Source organism: Mycoplasmopsis agalactiae PG2 (assembly GCF_000063605.1).
Classification (GTDB): Bacteria; Bacillota_I; Bacilli_A; order Mycoplasmatales; family Metamycoplasmataceae; genus Mycoplasmopsis; species Mycoplasmopsis agalactiae.
Genome location: NC_009497.1, coordinates 206,345 through 228,017, shown reverse-complemented (window position 1 = coordinate 228,017; position 21,673 = coordinate 206,345). Strand labels below are relative to the sequence as shown.

The following is a 21,673-nucleotide window of genomic DNA, read 5'->3' as shown; positions in this document are numbered from 1 at the left end:
ATGGGCTTTAAATGTAAGTCCATTTTTTGTATTTTGATTTTTGTGTCTGTTATTAAGAGTTTTTTGTCAAGAATTGTTTTACCTTATTAACTATATTGTTGATATTAAAACCCATAGAATCGTATACAACATTTCCTTTATCAGAAAATCCGTATTCATAAGCAAAATGACCATCTATTTTGTTATATTTGCTTAATTTATATCATAGTGGATCGTTTGATGCTTCTATTGCAAAAATAGGTTTTTTATCTAATTTAAGTCTGATAGCTAATTCATCATTATCAACTAATTTTTGTAACACTGGAACTGATATAACATTAGCAATTATGCCATGATTTTTTAATTCTAAGGCTGTTTTATAGGCTAATTCAACTTCAGAGCCTGATGATACAATTGATATATCAAACTCCTTGTTTTCATATACAAAACTAGCTGCCATAAATTCAGAAAACTTGCTTGAATGCATTGTTTTAATTGGTTGTCTAGTTCCTATTATTGCAACTTGTGTGCTTGTGTTATTATATGCATAATTTAAACCCATTACTAATTCATATTTATCACAAGGACGAATTACCAATAAATTTGGAATAGATCTTAAAACAGTAACTTGCTCTATTGGCTGATGAGTAGGACCATCATCTCCAACTAAATAAGAATCATGAGAATATAAATGCACTGCAGGAAGTTTCATTATTCCACCTAATCTTAGCGCTCCTTTAGCATAATCTGAAAATGCTAAAAAAGTTGAATCAGCTGTTTTTAATCCGCCATATAAATTAATGCCATTATTAATTGCAGTCATTGCAAATTCTCTTACACCATAGTCAATTCTTTGACCATAGTCTAGTATCGAATCTGCAAACCTTACTTTAGTTGATGAACCAACATCAGCACCGCCTCCTATTAAAAACGGATATAAAAAGTCAACTATTTCACTAAATGCTTTAAAGTAATCCCTAATAGCCAAATCATCCTGTTTTACAAGGATGTTTGAAAAGTCATAATTTGTTTTATTATTAATAGTCTCTAATAATAAAGAATGAATTCATGGGAATTGTTGTTTATGATTATCTAACTCAACTAATCATTCTTCATAGTCTTTTGCCTTATTAGCCATTATAGCCTTGCCATATTCATATACATCTGAATCATATTCAAAAGGCACTTTATTTTCCAATCCAATTGCTTTTTTAAACTCTAGTGTTTGTTCATTATTTAAAATGCCATGGTGACCTTTTGTGGTGTTCTCAAATGGAGTAAATGGGGCTATTATATTGTGCACCATAATATAAGTTGGTCTATCAGATTTTTTAGCTTCAATAATTGCTTTATCAATATTATCATATGAGGCTTCATTAATTTCAATTACATTGAAGTTTAAAGCTTTAAAATAGGCTAATAGGTCAACATTGCTTACATCAGAAACTTTTGTATCTAACTGAATTTTATTATAGTCATGAATTAAAATAAATTTATTTAGTTTCATAACACTAGCAATTTGTAATGCCTCATGTGCAACACCTTCTTGTAAGCATCCATCACCTGCAATAACATATGTATAGTTATCAATAACCTTTGTATCGCCTTTATTAATTTTAAGCGACATTTTCTTCTCAGCTATTGCCATGCCAACACCCATTGCAATACCTTGTCCTAATGGACCAGTTGAAGCATCAACAAAATCAAATGCATCAATTTCAGGATGCGATGGCGTTTTTGAATGCTTTCTTTTATGATTTTTCATTTCATCCAATGAAAGCAATCCTAAAAAGTGCATCATACTATAAAAAGACATTGAAGCGTGACCAGCAGATAGAATTAGTCTGTCTCTACTTATTCACTTTGGATGATTGGCGCTAATTTTTATATGTTTAGCAACAATAGCATACATTATTGGACAAATATCAATTGCAGATCCAATATGACCGCCACCAGCATTATTTATTGAGTCTAAAGCTATTGCTTGCATAGATGCAACAACTTTTTGATTAATATTCATAAATTTACCCCATTAATTTCAACTATTTACATAACAATAATTCAATTATATTAAATGTTTATAATTTATAGTAATTAGATAGAGAGTAGTAAGACACAATGATTAATAATAAAATAATTAAGCATAAATTTTTAGCATCTTTAGGATTAATAAGTGCACCTATATTATCACTTACAGTTTTATCATCTACGGGCTGCAACAATAAAAATAGCACAACAGATAATAATTATTTAATTCCGGAAAAATCATTTTATGAAAAAAGTAACTATTATGACAGTTTAGAAGGTTTAAACGGAAATAAACTATATAGTGAATTAGTTAAAATTCAGCACAAACATTTATCTGGAATTAAGTCATATAAATATCTAAAAACTATTTATAAGGATGCTTTTAAAGACCTTTATTATGAAAAAGATGGGTCGCTTTTAGATATTTATTCAGAAAATCCTATTGGCAAGGATCCTTATAACTATTCTTTTAATGATTCTGGTTCTTCAGCTAAAAGTGAAGGATTAGGTTTTAACCGTGAACATTTAGTGCCTCAGTCGTGATTTAAAAAAGAAAAACTTGCTAGACAAGATGCTCATCATGTTTGACCTACTGATATTTTAGTAAATAATAAAAGGGATAATTATCCTTTTGGTAAAGTAGCTGATGCTATATTTACATCTAAAAATGGAACTAAAATAGATAGTTATTTAGCTGAACCAATAGATGAATTTAAGGGCGATATTGCTAGAGCGCATCTTTACTTTGCTATAACACATGCTAGCAGATATGAAATGCATAATCAAGGTAATGATGTTTTTAAGTTTTTGGATAATAAACCATTAGTAAATAAGTATTTTGATACATATACTAAGTGAGCCAAAAAAGACCAAATTAATTTATTTGATGTAGTAAGAAATAATGAAATTGCTAAGCATCAAAATGGGCTTAGAAGTCCTTTTAGTGACTATCCAGAATTAATTGATTTAATTATTAATCCAGGCAATAAAGTATTTGTTAATAAGGGAGTTTTGAGGTCAAATATAGCAGTTTAAAATTCCTATTACTATCCTTTACCAATAGTGCTGTTTTAATGTGGAAAAAGTGTCATTTTTTGGCACTTTTTATTTAACTAAATTTATTCTTTTTCAATAAAATATAGTTCTTGTAAACATAGAAATTGATTTTTTTACATTTTTTAGAAAAAAAGGAAAACTAAATTATGAATAAAATGAATGGAAAATTCCCCTGTTTAGCAAAATTGCCCTTAAAACAGCCTTCTTTGTAACTACACCTCTTGTTATTTCATCTAGTTGTTATGTGCCAAATGAAGTAAATTACGATATCTCATTTGAAATAAAAGATAAGGCTGCTAAATTATCTAGTGATATTACTTTTCACAATGTTTCAGATCATATTAAGGTTAATAAACCTTCATATATTGACCTTGAATTTACATCAGTAACGCAAACAAACAACAGTTTGGAACTCGAATATAAAATAATTAACAAAAATAAAAGAGAAATACAACTAAAGAAATCGTTGCTCACAGGATTTAAGAATTATGCACCTGGGAACATAATTATAAATCCTAAAACAGTTCCATATATTGATAAATCACAGCCATTGAATGATGACTAAAAATTAGATTAGAGAGCGTACCAGAAGATAATATAGACAGCACTCCACAAAATGAACCAATAAATAAACTTCCAATTAGTTCTGAAACGCCAACTGTAAAGTATGAACGAAAAATTAAAGAAAGTGGCTACAGATTGGATCTACTTACTGCATATAATTATGATTTAATTGAGCTTGATGACAATATAAATAAGGAAGAACTTGTTAAAAAGCTGAATGATGCAATTGATAAAAAATCTACATCAAATTCATCAGCTGCTATTGCTTTATTAAACGGAGTATTTTTTACTAAAACTCATAATTTAAAGTTGGAAGGGTTATCAATAAACAACTCTGTAAATAAGGATATTAAAGATAAAATCAATACTCATGGTTCAAATCCAACAATTGGCTACTTCTTTAATTCTTCTGAAAGCGGAATTAGTGTTGAACATCACGGCAATAAGGAAAATAAAAAATATTTATTTAAATGAATTCTTGTTAAACAAGATGGAACTCCAGGCAAAAGAGTCTACGAACAAATAATCGATCTTTCGTAGATAAAAGTATAAAATGATTATTAAAAAACAAGAGCACACAAAAATTTGTGTGCTTTTTGTTAAAAAACTAAAATCATTAGTTCTTGAAATGCGTAAAAATTATTTTACCAATAATCCTGTTTTATAAGCACAAACGGGAAAAAAATTGAAATTATTTATGCAAAATTGTTAATTTTCTTGCTTTTATTAATGCATTTGCATTATAAACTCTCCTTGAAATATAATATGCGCAAACAAGCAAATTGTTTTATTAATATTTTTAAAAAGGAAAGCTTAACTATGAAAAGATCAATTACAAAAATTCCCCTGCTTAGCAAATTAGTCCTTAAAACAGGTATATTTATAACCCCCCCCCTTCTTATTTCAGCTAGTTGTTACTCGCAAAATGAAAAATCACACAACATAACTTTTGATGTAGAAAACAAAGGCGCGAAGCTATCTAGCGATATAACACTAAGTAATATAGAAGACCATATTAAAATAAGTAAACCTGAGCACATAACTCTTGAATTTTTATCAGTTACACAAAGAAATAATAGTTTAGAAGTTGAATACAAAATTATTAATAAAGATAAAAGTAAAACATTGCCTAAAAAAGTTTTGATTACAGGATTTAAAGATACAATATCCAACAGCAATAGTGCTATAAATCCTAATCCAGTTCCGCCAATTAATAAAAAAGAATTAGAAGATAAAGAAGATCAAAAAGATAAACCACAAGAGAATACAGATAAGTTAAAAAAATCTGAAGAAAATTCTCCAAAGGATTCTGAATCATTGCCTGACAATTGAGAAGAATCAAACAGTGAATCAAAAATTGATAGAACAATCAAAGAAACAGGATATAGACTTAATGAGCTAACTGCATATACAGAAGATTTATTTACTGTTAATGAAGATGCAGACAAAGCAGCCCTTGCTCAGAAACTAGATAATGCAATAAATAGCACAATACGTTCGAAGACTCCTGGTGCAATAGCAATAGTAAGAGGACTTTCTCGCCCCAAATCAAACTGAGGATGATTGGATGGTCTTTCGACTAATCAGTCTCTAAAACCAGAAATTAAAGAAAAAATTAATACTCACACTAGTGCTCCAACATTAGGTTTTTTCTTCAATCAAGTTGAAAAAGGCATAAGTGTTTGATGACATGGAGATAGAAAAGATAAAAAATACGTTCTTAGATGACGTTTAATAAAAGAAGATGGTAAACCAGGAGACAAAGTTTATTCTCAAATTATTGATTTATCTTAAAAAATAATAGTTGCTGTCGCGGCAACTATTTTTGATCCTTATATTTCTCTATGTAATTGAAGCTAATATTACTAAATAGATGGCTTATGGAATATTAAAAATATATGCAACTTAGCAAATTAAGTATGAATAATAAAAGGAATAAATTAATTAAAAGGAAGAATCTTTGCCAAAAAGAGCGCAATCTTTGTTTCGCTATTTTTTAATTTTATCAATAACCCTGTTTTATAAGCATATATGGAAAGCATTTTTGAATTTTTTTATGCAAAAATGTCAATTTGCCTGTTTTTAAGGCTCATTTGTTCTACTGCTTTCTAATAAAATATAATTTCTATAAGCAAGCAATTTATTTTATTTATATTTTTTTAAAAAAGGAAAACCAACCATGCAAAAATTAAGAACAAAATTTCTCGCGCTTAGTAAATTAGCCCTTAAAACAGGTATATTTATAACCCCCCCCTTCTTATTTCAGCTAGTTGTTACTCGCCAAACAAAGACAAATATAATATACTACTTGATATAGAAAACAAAAGCTCTTTACTATCAAGTGATGTTACAATACACAATATAGAAAAGCATGCTAAAGTTTCTAAACCTGAACACATAAAACTTGAATTTGTGTCAGTTACTCAAAGAAACAATAGCCTAGAAGTTGAATATAGAATTATAAATAAAGATAAAAGTAAATCATTGCCGAACAAAGTTGTAGTTACAGGATTTAAAGATTCATTGATAAATGAAAATATCATTATAAATCCTGGACTAATTCCCCCTATTAATCACGAAAAACCTATTATGAAAGATGCAGAAACAAACACTGATGATAATTCAAACTCATCAAGCACATCTCGCACAGATTCTGGAACTCAAAGCGATTCTCCTGCTTCATCAGAACCTGAAAAAGCAAATAGTGAACACTCTATTGAACGCAAAATTAAAGAAAAAGGGTGTAAACTAAATGAACTAACTGCATATCCTTATGATTTAATTGATGTTGATGAAGATACTAACAAGACTGAGTTGGCCAAGAAGCTTGATGATGCTATTACCCACAAATCTGGCGCTATAGCATTAGTAGGTGGTTCATTCTTTAGTAAACACAATAATTCACCGCTTACTGGACTATCAATAAACAAATCTATAAAGCCCGAAACAAAGAATCAAATCAGCACGCATAATCAATCATCACCAATTGGATTCTTTAGTGGAAGTGGCGAATTTGGCATAAAAGTTGAACGCCATGGTGAAATTAATAGTAAGAAATACTTATTTAAATGACGTTTAGTAAAAGAAGATGGACACTTTGGCTCAAAGGTTTATGAACAAATAATAGATCTTTCTGACTAAGCAACACCATAAAAATGTCACTATCTCTAAAAACACTGTTTTATAGTGTTTTTAGAATTTTTTTATAACTTGAAAAAAATATGTTTATGACAAATAAAGTTAGCTCACATATGTATTGCATACTTTTCTCAATTATGCTTATTTATAGGGGTATATATAAGTATTGCATTATAATATTGATATAGCTTAAAATTAAGCAAGGAGAAATAAAATTTATGAACAACAATAATGCATTGCTTTTTGGTATGCCAAATTGCATAAAGCTAGCTGAAAGAATATCAAAAATGATAAACATTCCGCTTTCAACACTAACATTAACTAAATTTGCTGATGGCGAAACAATGCCAGTTAGTGATGAAGCTGTAAGGGGTAAGGATGTTTACATCATTGCTAGCACATCAAGACCAGTGAATGATAATTTAATGATTTTATACTTATTCATTGACTCACTAAAAAGAGCTAGCGCTAAGTCTATAAATATAGCATTAGCCTACTATGGTTATGCCCGTCAAGATAGAAAAGCTAGTGGTAGACAACCTATTGGTGCTAAATTAGTTGCAGACTTTTTAGAAACTGCTGGTGCATCAAAAATTATAACTGTTGACTTACATAACTCAGCAATTCAAGGTTTTTTCAATATCCCAATTGATGACTTAAAAGCTTCATTTACTTTGGCAAAAGCAATTAAGAGAAGCCATGAAAAATTTACAGTAGTAAGTCCTGACCATGGTGGGACTGTAAGAGCTAGAAGTTTAGCTGAATTAATTTCAAACGATATTAAAATCAGCATCATTGATAAACGTAGAACAGGTGTTAACCAAACTGAAGTTATGGGCTTAATTGGTGATGTTAAAGACCAAAATGCAGTTATTATTGATGATATTATCGACACTGGTGGGACAATTATTAAAGCTGCTGAAACACTAAAACAATATGGTGCTAAAAAAATTGTTATAGCAGCTACACATGGTATTTTTAGCAAAGGATTTGACATTTTTGAAAATAATCCTGCTGTTGAAAAAGTTATTATTACTGATTCAATAGATAATGATGAGTTATTAAATAAGTATAAAAAATTAGAAATTGTTAGTTTAGACAGATTTTTAGGAAGCGTTATTGATTGTTCAATTAATGGCAAATCTATCTCTATGCTTTATGATAAATTTGCAAAAGAAATAAAAGAGAATGAATTACAAAAATAAAGACTATTTATTAAATAAATATAGCAAGCAAATTCCATTGCTTTATAAATATGCACAAATGATTTATGAGCAAAATAAGGTAATGAATATTTGTGGTTTTGATAACATTGATGAAATATTTAATCAAGGCATTTTAGGCTCAATTTTAGTTTTTGAAAACGCAATTAGTGAATATAACTTTGATTTTAAGGGCAAAAAAATTCTAGATATTGGGGCTGGAGCGGGATTCCCTTCAGTACCTTTATTAATTGCACTAGATAATGAATTTGAGTTAGTTATTATTGAGAGCATAGCCAAAAGATGCGCATTTTTAGAAACCATTAAGGCTGAGTTTAAGCTTAATTTAACAATAATTAATGACAGAGCTGAGAATGTAAATAGCTATAATTCTTACTTTGATTATGTATGCGCTAGAGCACTAGGATCTGTTGTCAAAATATATTTAATGGCAAATCATCACCTTGCCCAAAATGGCTGTTTTATACTGCCTAAGGGAAAAAAATATCAAGATGAAGTTACTGAGTTTCAAGCTAAATTTAACTTAGAAAAAGGCAACATCACATTCTTTGAATATGAAGATAAAATTAATAACGAGCGCTCTTCATTAGTATTAGTTAAAAAAACAAAGCCAACTCCTAGAGGCTGGCCTTGAAAATGAGCAAAAATTAAAAATTATTAGGTAGCTTTTGCTTCCTTTTTATTTTTTTGAGTTTCTGCTTTTTATATTTAAAGAAAATAAAAAAAGCAGCTCCCTATTTTCCCATCTCTGGTATCTTCGGCGCTAAAGGGCTTAACTACTGAGTTCGGAATGGTATCAGGTGATCCCCTTTGCTATGGCCACTGGTAATTATTTTAGCACAATTAAAAAATAAGTCAAAATATTTTTTTATTTTTTTAATTGATTCAGAGCTCTACAAAAAATTTTATTTTAGAACAAATTAAAACCGCACTATTGGCGGCTTAATTTAATGTTAATTAGTTGGTCTTAATAAAGCTATTAATGCTCCAATAAATGAACATCATGGAATAAATAGTCCTATAATTAGTAAAATTCTAGCTATAGTTCCGACTTTATGAAACAATAATAAAATATTTATTAGAAGCATAATAACTGGAATTGCTACAACAAAGGCTCATAAAACAAAAATTGTTCCTGATGCAAACGCTGCACTTATAGTAGTGCCTTGTGCATGATTATACAAATCTTTACCAAATATTGCTAGTAAAACAGCAACAATAGCAAATGCAATTGGATATGTAACAAGATATGATATAGATAATCTTTTAGTTCTAGACATTGCTCTCCTTTACATTAAAGCATAGTTTGACTTAGCAAGCTAAGCCGCATTATTATAATATGAATAGTATAAAACAATATTGTTATGATAATCAAGTTTGCAAAAATTATGGCAACTTTTTTTATATTCTAGAGCCATAATGCTATATTTGTTTCAAAAACTAACTTAATTTTTAAAACTAATGAAGCTAAATATGCCAAAAAGAAAATAAAAAAAGCAGCTCCCTATTTTCCCATCTCTGGTATCTTCGGCGCTAAAGGGCTTAACTACTGAGTTCGGAATGGTATCAGGTGATCCCCTTTGCTATGGCCACTGATAATTATTTTAGCACAATTAAAAAATAAGTCAAAATATTTTTTAATTTTTTAAAAGCAAAAAAATAAAAAAAATATTAGCGCCTAAAATAACTAGTTACTTTGCAACAGTAATTATTTATTAGCATGATAGCGAAGCGCTATTCTAAAATCTTCATCTTGAAGCTTTTCTTGCATGTGTTTAAAATCACATCTTCACTATAATTGTGTTTTGCAAAAAATTCCTTAGCGAATTCACTCACTTTTTTACCTGCTCCTAGGGGAAAAATTGTGTTATATTCTTCATTCATTTTAGCAATCAATGTTAAAAACTGATCTCTTGCTAATATAGAAGCTGCAGCAACACTAATGCTATATGTTTCTGCTTTGTTAGCTATTAAAACATCTTCATTAATTTCTTTAAAATTAGCTCAGTTATTACTTATAACTAGCTCATTGTAATACTTTAGCATATTTTCAGCTGATGCATACTTGTCAATAAGTATGTAATCATGTTTATCGTTTTTTAACTTAGCACTCAATGAATTAATAGCTTTAAGATGCACAAACATTTTTAGAGTGTGAGCATTGTAATTTTTATTTAATTTATTGTATCCGGAAGGATTTAAGTGTGCTAAAGAATAAGAAATTAGCTTGCTACTTTTAAGTTTAGCAGCAAGCTCTTTAATCTTTTTATCGCTTATTTTTTTACTATCTTTAATACCTAATTGTGCTATTTTAGACATATTTTTAGCATCAATAAAAACAGCACAGGCACAAAGCGGGCCAAAATAGTCACCAACACCCACTTCGTCAACGCCTATTATGCTTTTATTTTCAAGCAAATTGCTTTCAACATCAAAGTCTAAAAACTTCAAATTATTCTTCTTCCTGAATAGACACTTTTCTCATTTTTAGTGCCATTACTTTTGATTTAGCTATTTCCTTTTCAGGATTATCTAAAAACTTGTTAATGTATTCACCTACAGCACCATCTTTGTTAGTTTTCTTCAATCTTACTGTAGCATGTCTTTTAACTAAATCAGAAGCGTTACCTAAAACAACAGATACTGTTGCCACCTTAAACATAGGTACATCGTTAAATCCATCACCAAAAGCAATAGTATGGTCCAAATCAACACCATAATATCTAGATAGTAAAGAAAGTGCCCTTCCTTTATTTACAGTAACATTGGTAATATCAAATACTGGTGTAAGTCCTTCCCCTTTTGATCAATATGAAAATTCACCAAGGTCACCGTATCTAGCTCTTAGATACCTTCTTAATTCTTCAGCATCAGTTGATTCTTTAACATCAAAAACAATTCCTGTTGGACTCAAAGGAACCTTGTTAAGGTTAATTCCAACTGTAAATTTTTCAGCTGAACTAAAACCGAAAACTGCTTCAATATCATCATCACGGTGTTCTAATTGAACTCAGCCTGGTCCTTCAATTGCAAGGTTTGAGATTTCTTTTTTTACTTTTTCATCACCAAGAATGTAAAGCATTTCATTTAAGTTTAAATACTTAATATGAGGAATAAAATTATCATCTTTTGGATTGTGAATTTGTGCGCCATTATAGTTAGAAACAACAGTATTAAGTCCTAATTTGTCATATATTGGTTTTGTACTTCTTCAAGGACGACCTGTAAAAATACATACAACATGTCCTTCTTCTTTTGCTCTTTGAATAGCTTTAATGCAATTTTCAGGAACTATGTTTTCCCTACTTGAAGAGAGCAAGGTTCCATCTAAATCAATGGCAAAAAGGAACTTTTCCTTTTTATTATCTGTTAATGCGCTCATAATTTTCCTTATAACGTTAGTTTATGAATATAAAAATATTTTCATAATTAATTTTACCAATTTTTGAAATTTTCATAAAATTAATAAAAAATAGAGCTTGTAGCCCTATAAAACAATTGTTTTAGTAATTTTATTAAAATTTGCTATTTTTTATCTTTCTTTAGTAATTCATCTACTTTTGAAAGTATTTCATCAATAGTTAAATCAATTGAATTTTTAGTTTCAATTGCATCATTCATTATTTGCTCTTCAACTGCTGATTCTTTATCATAAGAGTGAGTGTTTGAATTTTCACTGTCGCTTGAATAATTAGAAATTAATGACACAGTGCGTAAATCGTCAACATCAAAATTAATAAATTTTGCATAGGCTGCTTTTGCATAATCTTGTATTTTTTCAAAATGGGCTTGTCCTTGATTGTTGACAATTAATATTTTTGAACTAGCTTGTAACGAATCGCACTGTTTTATAGGACTATTAGTCCTACTTTTAGCAAATAATGCAACGCCTTTGTTTGCCTTAGAAACTTTTGTTATTTCTGAAACATTAACAACTTTAGCTCTATTGTTAGCATTAATTAATACAACAGAATCATTAGAACTTACAACTGCAAATGCTGATAATTCATCATAATTCGCTAAATAGCAAGCTTTATTTCCATTTGATTTTAAACCATAAATAGGGACTTCATTTTCTGAATATAATGAAGCAAAATTATTCTTAGTTATAAGCAATACATCTTTTAATCCGTTTGATAACTTGGCTCCGATTAATTCATCATCGCTTTTTAGCTTCATAGCTACAAAAGTTTTACTAAATCTAGAAACATCAAATTCTTTTAATAAAACTTTCTTGCCTTGTCCTTTTTTTGTAAATAAACAAACATAGTTAGATGAATCAAAATCTGAAACTTTGATAGCGCTAACTAGCTCTTCGCCTGAAGTTAAATCAACAAAGTCACTAAGATGAGTTCCAAACTCTTTTCATTTTGACTCATGCACCTTAAAAACAGGCAAATAAGCATAATTACCAAAGTTTGTAAAAAGCAACAATTTATCTAATGAACTAGCATTATCATAAAACAAAATGTTGTCATCTTCTTTTATGCCATAAGTATTAATTAAATTAGATTCATATATTTTTTTAGAAACTTTTTTAATATATCCAAATTTACTAATTCCTAAAAATACTTGCTCTTCTTTAACTAAATCCTCTTGATTTATAGAGGCTTTTATTTGTTCATTTTCAATTGAAGTTCGTCTTGCCCTACCAAATTTTGACTTAAGATCTTTAAATAAAGCAATTAAGTATTTGTTAAATTCATCTGAATCATTTAATAACAATTCGCATTGCTTAATTTTTTCTTCTAACTCTTCCTTTTCAATTAAAAAAGCATGCTCATCGGTTTTACTTAATTTATAAAGTCTTAACTCAGCTATAGCTGTAGCTTGATTTAAGGTAAAATCAAAAGCTGACATCAAATTATCAATAACACCTTGTTTTGAGTTCTCACTCTTACGAATTACTTCGATAACTTTGTCAGTTATTTTAGCAACCTTTAAAAAGCCAATTACTATTTCGAGTCTTGCCTTATGCTTAATTAAATCAAACTCAATGGTTTTTATTTTTATGTCTTTAACATGTTTTAAATATGCATCTAAAAGCGCCGAAATGCCTAGTGTTTTTGGTGTGTAGTTATCAATAACTACATTATTGTAGTTATAATAAATTCTCATTTGTGTTTTTAAAAAAAGATAATTTACAATTACATTTTCATCAGCTTCCTTATCTAAGGTGATTAATATATTAATACCATTACGATCAGTTTGATCTTTAACTTCCAAAAGACCAGCTACCTCTTCAGAATCGACGATTAAATCTATTTCATGGACTAATTTGGATTTTACAACGCCATATGGAATTTCAGTAATTTCAATATATTTATATTTACTATCAGTATAAACATTATATCTTGAAGCTAGTGTTATTCTGCCCTTTCCTCTTTCAAAAGCTTCATGAATTCCTTCAGTTCCATAAATTATCCCACCTGTTGGAAAATCTGGTCCTTGGATAATTTTAGCTAACTTAGTAAGTTCAATGGCAGGGTTTTTAACCTTAGCAATAGCAGCATCTAAAATCTCATTTAAATTATGCGGTGGCATCTCTGTGGCAAAACCTGAAGCAATACCTGTTGATCCATTAATTAATAAATTAGGAATCAAAACCGGCATAACAACAGGTTCTTTTTCAGAATCGTCAAAATTAGGAGCAAATTTAACTGTATTTTTTCTTATGTCGCCTATAACATAATTAGCAATTTCAGAAAGCCTTACTTCAGTATAACGCATAGCGGCAGCTGGATCATCGTCGATTGAACCTACATTTCCATGCATTTCAACTAGGGTATGCCCCATTTTTCACTCTTGTCCCATTCTAACCATAGCATCATAAATCGAAGTATCACCATGGGGATGGTATTTACCAATAACATCACCAACAACACGAGCTGATTTTTTAAATGGTTTATTGTTTTGCAAGCCTAAATCATACATTGAATAAAGAATTCTTCTTTGCACAGGTTTAAGACCATCACGCACATCAGGAAGTGCTCTTTGTTGAATAACATATTTAGAGTAGCGACTAAATCTATCAGCTACTACTGTATCAAGGTTTTCTTGAATAATCTTTGATAACAAATCATTTAATTGTTGTTCTTTTTTCTTATTCATAATTTACCTATAAAGTTATATTTCAAAGTCATCTTCTAATGTGAAATTAACATTTTTGTTAATTCATTCTTTTCTAGACTCAACATTATCGCCCATCAGTGTTGAAACTCTTCTTTCTGCTAGTGCAGCATCTTGAATTCTTACTTGAATTAAAGTTCTTGTTTCTGGATTCATTGTTGTTTCTCACAACTGATCTGCATTCATTTCGCCTAAACCTTTATATCTTTGCACTTCTGCATTTTTCATTTTAGTTTGCAAAAGCTCTTTTAATTCATTTTCATCTCAGGCATACAAAATTTCCTTTTTTGCCTTGTTTATAGTCAGTTTGAACAAAGGAGGTAAGGCAATATATACTTTGCCTTCTTCAATTAATCTACGCATATGTATAAAGAAAAAGGTCAAAAGCAATATTTGAATATGCGCTCCATCAGTATCAGCATCAGTCATGATAATAACTTTGTCATACTGGATTTTGTTAATATCAAAATCTTGTCCAATTCCAGCACCTATTGCATTAATTATGGTGTTTATTTCTTCATTTTTAAGAATGTCAATTAACCTTGCTTTTTCAGTGTTTATAACTTTTCCTCTAAGCGGCAAGATTGCTTGATATCTTCTGTCTCTACCTGATTTAGCTGAACCGCCAGCTGAATCCCCTTCAACTAAGAAAAGTTCTTTTTCTTTAACATTTTTTGTTTGCGCTGGAGTTAGCTTGCCGCTTAAAATTTGCTTTTCTTTTAGCGCGCTTTTAGTTTTTCTAGCTTCTAAACGCGCTTTTCTAGCTGATTCTCGTGAATCAGATGCACGCTTAATTTTGTCTAAAATTTTTTTAGCTATTTGCTTGTTTTCAGTTATTCATGTTTTTAAATTTTTGCTTACTGCTTCTTCAACAGCACTCTTAGCCTCAGGTGTGCCTAACTTGTCTTTTGTTTGACTCACAAATTCTAAATATTTTTCAGGTATTTTGACCGATAATACTACAGTTAAGCCTTCACGGACATCTTCACCATCAAATGTATTTTTGCCTTTTAATACTTTTTCATCAAGTGCAAAGTCATTAAAAGTTTTAGTTATAGCAGATTTAAGCCCAATTTCATGAGTTCCGCCATCTCTAGTTTTTACGTTATTAACAAATGATAATATTGTTTCATTAAAACCATCAGTATACTGAAAACCGCACTCTATTTCTATTTCGTTAACAACTTGTTTAAAGGAATAAACGTTAAATAAAGCAGTTTTTGAATCATTAATAAATTCAACAAAAGCTTTAATACCATTTGAATATTTAAACTCTTCACTTCTCTCACTTTGCTCATCAATTAATTTAATGGAAAGATTGCTAATTAAAAAGCTACTTTCTCTTAATCTTTCAGCAATTGTTTCAAAGTTAAACTTAGCTTTTTTAAATATTTCATAATTTGGTCAGAATTGAATTGAGGTTCCTCTTTTGTTTGTTGAACCTATAATGTGCGTCTTTTGCACAATGTTGTCACCATTTTCAAAAATGGTCTCATAAATATGTTTGTCCCTATAAACAAGACATTTTAGTTTATTACTTAAAGCATTAACAACTGATGAACCAACACCATGCAGACCACCTGAAGTTTTGTAAGCACCTTCATTAAACTTTCCACCTGCATGAAGCTCAGTAAAAACTAACTCCACAGCGCTTTTGCCACTTGGAGTTTTGCCAACAGGAATCCCACGACCATTATCAGAAACAACAACTGATCCATCTTTTTTTAAGATAACAATAATTTCATTTGTTTCGCCAGCTAAAGCTTCATCAATTGAGTTATCTACTATTTCCCAAATTAAATGATGTAAACCATTAACATCAGTTGACCCAATATACATTCCAGGTCTTTTTCTAACAGCTTCTAGGCCTTTTAATTGCTGAATACTACTTGCATCGTAATTAGAATTACTCATATAATTCATTATATAATAATCTAAAAATGATGATTACTTAATGTTGTTATTTAGCTTAGCGTATTGATGTTAATACCTATAAAACAGTCTAAAAAGATAAATAAAAATACAAGCTAGTTGCTTGTATCTTCAGGAATAATAAACATATTGTCAATAACTGATGAAACTATTCAGTAGATTTTTTGATGAATTGTTTGAATAGTTACTCACTCTTTCATTTTCTCTTCATTAAGCTCGTCTCTGTTATAGATAAACTTGCTTGTGCCTTTTGCTTTATCATAAGTATTTTTTTCAAACAAATCAAACAATATGTCTTTCATTCTACTTACATATTCTTTACCATAGACTTTGATTTTGTAATCAGGATGCATATTAAACTTTAACTGAGCAGCATTTAAAATATCTCAGACAGGTTCAGTTTGATTTACTAAATCATATATTTCATTAAAACCTTGCGACGCTTGAGAATCATTAAGCCCTAATTTGCTTAAGTATTCTACTATTTTAAATGATTCAGGTGTTGCGGTATATAACTTAAAAATGTTGTTTATCTTATCAATATTGCCAAGTTTTGATTGAGCATTCTCACTGGTATCAGTTAATATTTCAGTTTTTCTTGAACTAGAATCATATTTAAGAGCATCACTCTTTGATGATGTATTGAAGTTAAAATACAATGAAATCGCATTTTTCTTTTTTGCATTATCACCAAGAATAAATGGGATTAATCCGTTTATAACTTTTTGTTGTTCATTTTTATCATGAATATTTTTTAATACATTTGCACTTAATATAGGTTTAGCATTGCCTTGCGCATCAGAAGAAACCAAAATATAGTTTTCCGGTCTTACAAATTGTTGTAAATACCATTCAAATGCATTAATTACTGATTCATTGTTGTTGCTTTCATTATTAGATGTTAGTAAATCATTGCCAATTTTAGCGCTAGCGATTAGCCCCGGTGTATATCTTGAAATGCCTTCAGCTTTTTTAAATGATATTACACTAAGCATCTTGTTATTAGCTTCGATAACTTTATTATTTGCCGTCATAAATCCAGTAACATTAGCTGCTAATATTGCGCAAGGAACTATTCCAGCAGTTGATAAAATGGCTCCTAATGAACGGCTTCCAACAGTTGAAACTTTGTTCTCACGCACATTTTTAAGAGGTTTTCTAATAACTTTTCTTAAAATTAGCGAAATTATTTCAGCAACTATTAAAAATAGCGCTTGAATTCCAAACATGACTATTCCATAAAACATTTTTCGGAGTATTTCAGCATCAACTTGCTTATTACCAGGAAGAGTTATTTTAGTATTTTGCACAATAATGTCAACTACAGGTTTAGCAGCGAATAAGCCTACAATTCAGCCAGTTAGGCCAAATAATAAAATTATTAGCCCCCCATAAATTCCTCTTTTTAGGCCAGATAATATAGCTAAAACAACAATAAAGATAACTAAAATGATGGGGATCAAAATTGACCAAGAATTAAATGCAATCTTTTCGAAACTTTCGATTATTTTCATAATTGCTCCTTAATAAATTAATTCTCCTTTGAAAGAGTCTCAAGGATTATTATTATCAATTCTGTCAATGAACAACTTGCCTTCTAAATGGTCCAATTCATGCTGAGCAACAATTGCTGGATAGCCACTAAGATCATATCTTTTTATCTTTTTCTCAAAGTATGAATAAGCTTCGATAACAATCCTTTTATGCCTATAAACAAGCCCTGATTGATTAGGTATGTTTCTCCCAACACTTAGGCATCCTTCGCCTTGTGAAAGGGCGATTTTTGAATTAGACATAGCTATAATGGTGGGATTAAAAAAGACATCTCGTAGCACTTGCTTTTTATCATCAACCATATCTTCAGTTATATTAATATAAAAAACTCTTTTTAAAATGCCATATTGAACAGCAGCAACACCAACTCCTGCTTGAAACTTTGAACCTTGCTTTTGACTATCGTCGATATGATAAATCATTGTTTTTGCAAGTTCAATGTCTTCGCTAGTTAATGGAATAGGAACATTTTCTGATTTTTTTCTCAAAACCTTTTTAGGTAGCTTAACTAAATCTACATTATAAACACTCATAGAAATATTATAATTTAAAAATATTGATGCTCATATAATTGATTTTATTAAAGAGCTTAAGGAACTAAATGATAAGAGTTATTTCAGGCAAGTATAGACACAGGCTTTTAAATTGGCCAAAATCAAAAAACATTAGACCAACAATGGATAAAGTTCGTGAAGCTATTTTTTCTTCACTTAGAATGCAGCTTGAAGGCAAAATTGTGGTTGACCTTTTTGCAGGCTCAGGCTCAATGGCTATTGAATCAGTAAGTAACTATGCAATGAAAGCCGTTGCAGTTGAAAAAGATAAAGAGGCAGTTAAGATAATTTATGAAAATGTTAATGCTTTGCAAATAAATAATATTGAAGTCTTTAATACTAATGCACTAGCGTTTTTAAAATCTAAAACCGGCAGAGTGTTTGACTATATTTTCCTAGATCCGCCATATGCAGAATATGATTTGCTTAATGAGTGTATAAAATTAGTTAAGCAAAATAACTTTTTATCAAAAAATGGCTTAATTGTTGTTGAAACTAATGATAGTGAAAAAATAGCTCTTCCTGAAAGACTAATGGTTCAGAAAAATAAAAAATATGGCAAAGTCCATATTCTATATATTAGTCATATAAACTAACTAAATTAAAATTGATGTTTTGTTCATTATTTCAGTTAGTAGTCATACATGATTTAGTAATGTTGATGCAACATCAACTGATTTTAATATGCTAAATAATTCATTTTGTGACTTAAATCATATGCTTAACTTTGCTGACTTTTCGTTGTATAAAAATCCAAAGCCATTTTGTTCTAATCTAAATTCAGAAGCAAATTTCTTAAGGTCATCAATTAATGCTTTTGAAAGTGATTCATTTGTTGCATATAAGCCTATTTCACTATCTAATTCGACAAATTCGGAATCAATATTTTTAATAAGTTCTTCTTTATTATTAAGTTGCTTAAGAGCATAAAAACTTGAGTGTTGTGACTTATTGATAAACTCAGGACTAACAGCACATTCTAAAAGCAAAACATTGTCTTTTACATTACTGTTTCTTAATATTTCTACTTCATTAATAGTTCATTCATTTTTGTTATCTATATCATGCGCAGTAAATGATTTTACAATAGTTGCACTTTCGACTTTGTCTTCTTTTGAATACATTTCTAAGGCTGTTTTATAGGCTTCAGTATTAATTTCTTCTGGTTTAGAAAATTCTAAATTAGCATAAGTAAATATTTTAGAAATTACAGGTGCAAAGTCAACTTTTTTATAAGCTTGTTGCTTGGTTTTGAATTTATTTGAAAAGTATAAAGAAAGTATGTATGAACCAGCAAGCATAAAAATTATTATTAAAGCAAAAAGAGCTCAACTTATGTTTTTTACTGTATCAGAAACAGGTGCTACTTTCGAAGCTTCAGCCGCATTTTTTACTGCTCAAGGATCTAATTTATTAAAAAGTATTAAAAGTATTAAAAGTAAAAGTGCTATAGATAATAGTGAGATAGATAGAATAAAGAAAATGAAAGTTTTTTTAGCTTCAATTGTTGTTTTTTCTTTAAGCATCTTTTTGAACTCATCTTTAGACAATGTGTTAAGTTCTTTTGAAATTTCATCATACTTATGATGCATATTTGCAGTTATTGATGTCATTTAAGCCTCCTTTTTTATTTAGCTTATTTGTATGCGTTAATAATATATGAATTTTAACAATTTTTAGTTTTTATATGCTAATTTTGTTGCTATATATTGCTTAAAATTTTAAATATTGCACACTAAACTAATACGGTGTTTCAAGTAATTCAGCTTGCTGAGCCATTTCGAAAAATTTATGCTCAATTTTTCTGCTTCAGCTTAGTTTTGTTTGGTCAATTTTTTCTAATTTTTTAAACACAAATCAGTATGAAAAGCCCATTAAAAATAGTGATGATAATAAGCAGTTAAAAACAAAAGCACCTACAATAATTCAGTTGACAATTTCTTTGTTTCCGGTTGTTTTATAGACACCGTAGGCAATTCCATAAGATATTGGAATAACAATAATAAATGAAATAAAGTTTTCAAATGCTGATGAAAATATAGTTTTTTCAACATCATTAGCTCCTTGGAAGGCAAGCAGGGAATTAATAACTAATGAGACAGCAAGAATTCTAAGCGAAATAATTCTAATAAATGTCGCAGTTCCTTCAACTTTATCACTGTCAACATTTAAAATTCATACCCATATATTATTGGCAGTTGCAGCAACAAACACATAAACAATTATTGAATAAAGCAAGGCAATAAGCATTGTTCATAAGTACACTTTTTTGCATCTATCAAATTTTCTTAGTGTGTAATTGTATGAAAATAAGCTTCTAGCTCCATCATTAATTCCAAAAATTGAGATCAAGAACAAACTTACGATTGGCTGTCCTTTTGCTCAGAAAAATTGGAAATATTCGGGCATTGCAAAGTGAGAATTTGCAATCAACAGGTTCATAACAATAAATGAAAATCCGATACCAAATGTTCTTAAAAAGCCGCCTAAACCAAGTGAAAAAATTGGCCCAAGTAATTTTTTGTTGAATTTAAACTTAAATAAACTCTTGATAGAAAGTCACGTTTTCTGCTTTCTATCTTTTACAACTATATAAATAATGTAGGCAAATGTGTTGAAAAATCAGCCAATAACTGTGGCAACAACTCCACCGAGCACACCCATTTTAAAAACGATTATAAATAAAGCATCTAGAGCAATGTTTATAAGGTTAGCTGCAATACCGCATGCCATTACATATGTGTTGTAGCCTTCAGAACGAATAAAGTATGACAAATAAAGCGTTAAGCACTGTAAAACAGTCGCGCTGGCATAAATATAAATGTACTGTTTTGCTCATTCAACACTTAATTTATGTGCTGCATTATAAAAGTCTTGTAACCTTTCAACATTAACATTTGCACTACGTGCAATTGCTGGATCAATTGTAGTAACTCCTGCAATTTTGTCTATTAAGCCTGTTCATATTGCTGTAAAAGTGACAAGAGATGAAAAACAGAGAGCATAACACTAACTCAAAACATAGTTGCTCACAAGTTTTTACCTGTTTTTTCTAGCTTTTTACCTATACATTTTGTATAGTAAATTGATGAACCAACAGGAACTAAATAGACAATTGCATTGGAAAAAATAATTAATGGGGTAAATGAAGCAGTTGTGGTTGAAACTATAGTATTTGAATTTATAACAGTTAATTTTGATACATTTGCAATAGCAGCTTGCTCGTTATAGGCACTAAACATCTGATTATAGCTTTTAAATATATCATTGGCGCCTACATTATGAAGGCCAAGATTTAAATATTTAACTATTTCACTATCAGCATTACCAAAAACATTGCTGTATTTAGGCACAAATTGCAATATGAAAATTTGATCTATAAATGAATATAGACCAACCATCATAGATGCTAATAAACTAGGAATGGCAACTATTCATATAGCCTTAGAAATAGGCATTTCACCGAATAATTTTCTGGCTCTTTCCTGTTTTTCACTAACTGACTTATGAATAACA

The 21,673-nt window shown here is 29.6% G+C and carries 17 protein-coding genes, 2 rRNA genes and 1 pseudogene; 8 read left to right on the top strand and 12 right to left on the bottom strand.

Annotated features, from left to right (window positions below):
- Positions 1-52 precede the first annotated feature (52 nt).
- Positions 53-1,999: a transketolase-like TK C-terminal-containing protein gene (locus tag MAG_RS00970; protein ID WP_011949372.1), complete on the bottom strand. Its 1,947-nt coding sequence runs from the start codon at positions 1,997-1,999 to the stop codon at positions 53-55.
- A gap of 98 nt (positions 2,000-2,097) precedes the next feature.
- On the opposite strand from MAG_RS00970, the gene MAG_RS00965 reads away from it, so the two are divergent.
- The 7 genes from MAG_RS00965 (at position 2,098) to rsmG (ending at position 8,649) form a co-directional block, all read left to right on the top strand.
- Complete coding sequence (locus MAG_RS00965) at positions 2,098-3,042, top strand: endonuclease (protein WP_011949371.1); 945 nt, start codon at positions 2,098-2,100, stop codon at positions 3,040-3,042.
- 187 nt (positions 3,043-3,229) lie between these two features.
- Complete coding sequence (locus MAG_RS04260; protein ID WP_041308812.1) at positions 3,230-3,628, top strand: MAG1890 family putative lipoprotein; 399 nt, start codon at positions 3,230-3,232, stop codon at positions 3,626-3,628.
- Positions 3,604-4,167 (top strand): MAG1890 family putative lipoprotein, encoded by a 564-nt coding sequence (locus MAG_RS04255; protein ID WP_350222725.1) that lies wholly within the window; start codon positions 3,604-3,606, stop codon positions 4,165-4,167. Before MAG_RS04260 ends, MAG_RS04255 begins: the two co-directional genes overlap by 25 nt.
- A 279-nt stretch (positions 4,168-4,446) precedes the next feature.
- Positions 4,447-5,421 carry an MAG1890 family putative lipoprotein gene (locus MAG_RS00950; RefSeq protein WP_011949368.1) on the top strand — a complete coding sequence of 325 codons (975 nt, stop codon included), beginning with the start codon at positions 4,447-4,449 and terminating at the stop codon, positions 5,419-5,421.
- Between the two features lie 465 nt (positions 5,422-5,886).
- On the top strand, positions 5,887-6,768 hold the full coding sequence (locus MAG_RS00945; RefSeq protein WP_350222724.1) for an MAG1890 family putative lipoprotein: 882 nt from the start codon (positions 5,887-5,889) through the stop codon (positions 6,766-6,768).
- Positions 6,769-6,983: 215 nt separating this feature from the next.
- Positions 6,984-7,970: a ribose-phosphate pyrophosphokinase gene (locus tag MAG_RS00940; RefSeq protein WP_011949366.1), complete on the top strand. Its 987-nt coding sequence runs from the start codon at positions 6,984-6,986 to the stop codon at positions 7,968-7,970.
- Positions 7,954-8,649 carry a 16S rRNA (guanine(527)-N(7))-methyltransferase RsmG gene (gene rsmG, locus MAG_RS00935; RefSeq protein WP_011949365.1) on the top strand — a complete coding sequence of 232 codons (696 nt, stop codon included), beginning with the start codon at positions 7,954-7,956 and terminating at the stop codon, positions 8,647-8,649. The genes MAG_RS00940 and rsmG overlap by 17 nt, the downstream gene beginning before the upstream one ends.
- 60 nt (positions 8,650-8,709) lie before the next feature.
- Here the strand turns inward: rsmG and rrf (MAG_RS00930) are convergent.
- The 9 genes from rrf (MAG_RS00930) to def form a co-directional block, all read right to left on the bottom strand.
- Positions 8,710-8,815 (bottom strand): 5S ribosomal RNA (gene rrf / locus MAG_RS00930).
- Between the two features lie 126 nt (positions 8,816-8,941).
- Positions 8,942-9,268 carry a hypothetical protein gene (locus tag MAG_RS00925; protein WP_041308708.1) on the bottom strand — a complete coding sequence of 109 codons (327 nt, stop codon included), beginning with the start codon at positions 9,266-9,268 and terminating at the stop codon, positions 8,942-8,944.
- 211 nt (positions 9,269-9,479) lie between these two features.
- Positions 9,480-9,585, bottom strand: a 5S ribosomal RNA gene (rrf, locus tag MAG_RS00920).
- A 137-nt stretch (positions 9,586-9,722) separates the two neighbouring features.
- Positions 9,723-10,439: a ribonuclease HIII gene (locus MAG_RS00915; protein WP_041308706.1), complete on the bottom strand. Its 717-nt coding sequence runs from the start codon at positions 10,437-10,439 to the stop codon at positions 9,723-9,725.
- 1 nt (position 10,440) lies between these two features.
- Positions 10,441-11,370 (bottom strand): Cof-type HAD-IIB family hydrolase, encoded by a 930-nt coding sequence (locus MAG_RS00910; RefSeq protein ID WP_011949363.1) that lies wholly within the window; start codon positions 11,368-11,370, stop codon positions 10,441-10,443.
- A gap of 143 nt (positions 11,371-11,513) precedes the next feature.
- On the bottom strand, positions 11,514-14,099 hold the full coding sequence (gene parC, locus MAG_RS00905; protein ID WP_011949362.1) for a DNA topoisomerase IV subunit A: 2,586 nt from the start codon (positions 14,097-14,099) through the stop codon (positions 11,514-11,516).
- A 15-nt stretch (positions 14,100-14,114) separates the two neighbouring features.
- Positions 14,115-16,040 carry a DNA topoisomerase IV subunit B gene (gene parE / locus MAG_RS00900; protein WP_011949361.1) on the bottom strand — a complete coding sequence of 642 codons (1,926 nt, stop codon included), beginning with the start codon at positions 16,038-16,040 and terminating at the stop codon, positions 14,115-14,117.
- Between the two features lie 104 nt (positions 16,041-16,144).
- Positions 16,145-17,563 (bottom strand): CvpA family protein, encoded by a 1,419-nt coding sequence (locus tag MAG_RS00895; protein ID WP_011949360.1) that lies wholly within the window; start codon positions 17,561-17,563, stop codon positions 16,145-16,147.
- Positions 17,564-17,572: 9 nt separating this feature from the next.
- Complete coding sequence (def, locus tag MAG_RS00890) at positions 17,573-18,136, bottom strand: peptide deformylase (protein WP_011949359.1); 564 nt, start codon at positions 18,134-18,136, stop codon at positions 17,573-17,575.
- A 68-nt stretch (positions 18,137-18,204) separates the two neighbouring features.
- Here def and rsmD point away from each other — a divergent pair, with 68 nt between their 5' ends.
- Positions 18,205-18,753 carry a 16S rRNA (guanine(966)-N(2))-methyltransferase RsmD gene (gene rsmD, locus MAG_RS00885; RefSeq protein WP_011949358.1) on the top strand — a complete coding sequence of 183 codons (549 nt, stop codon included), beginning with the start codon at positions 18,205-18,207 and terminating at the stop codon, positions 18,751-18,753.
- On the opposite strand, the gene MAG_RS00880 is transcribed toward rsmD, so the two are convergent.
- Both MAG_RS00880 and MAG_RS04670 read right to left on the bottom strand, forming a co-directional pair.
- Entirely contained in the window at positions 18,754-19,770 is a 1,017-nt protein-coding gene (locus MAG_RS00880; RefSeq protein ID WP_232955142.1) for a hypothetical protein, read from the bottom strand. It lies immediately after the preceding gene.
- A gap of 127 nt (positions 19,771-19,897) precedes the next feature.
- A pseudogene (locus MAG_RS04670) lies at positions 19,898-21,615 on the bottom strand (MATE family efflux transporter).
- Positions 21,616-21,673: the final 58 nt, after the last annotated feature.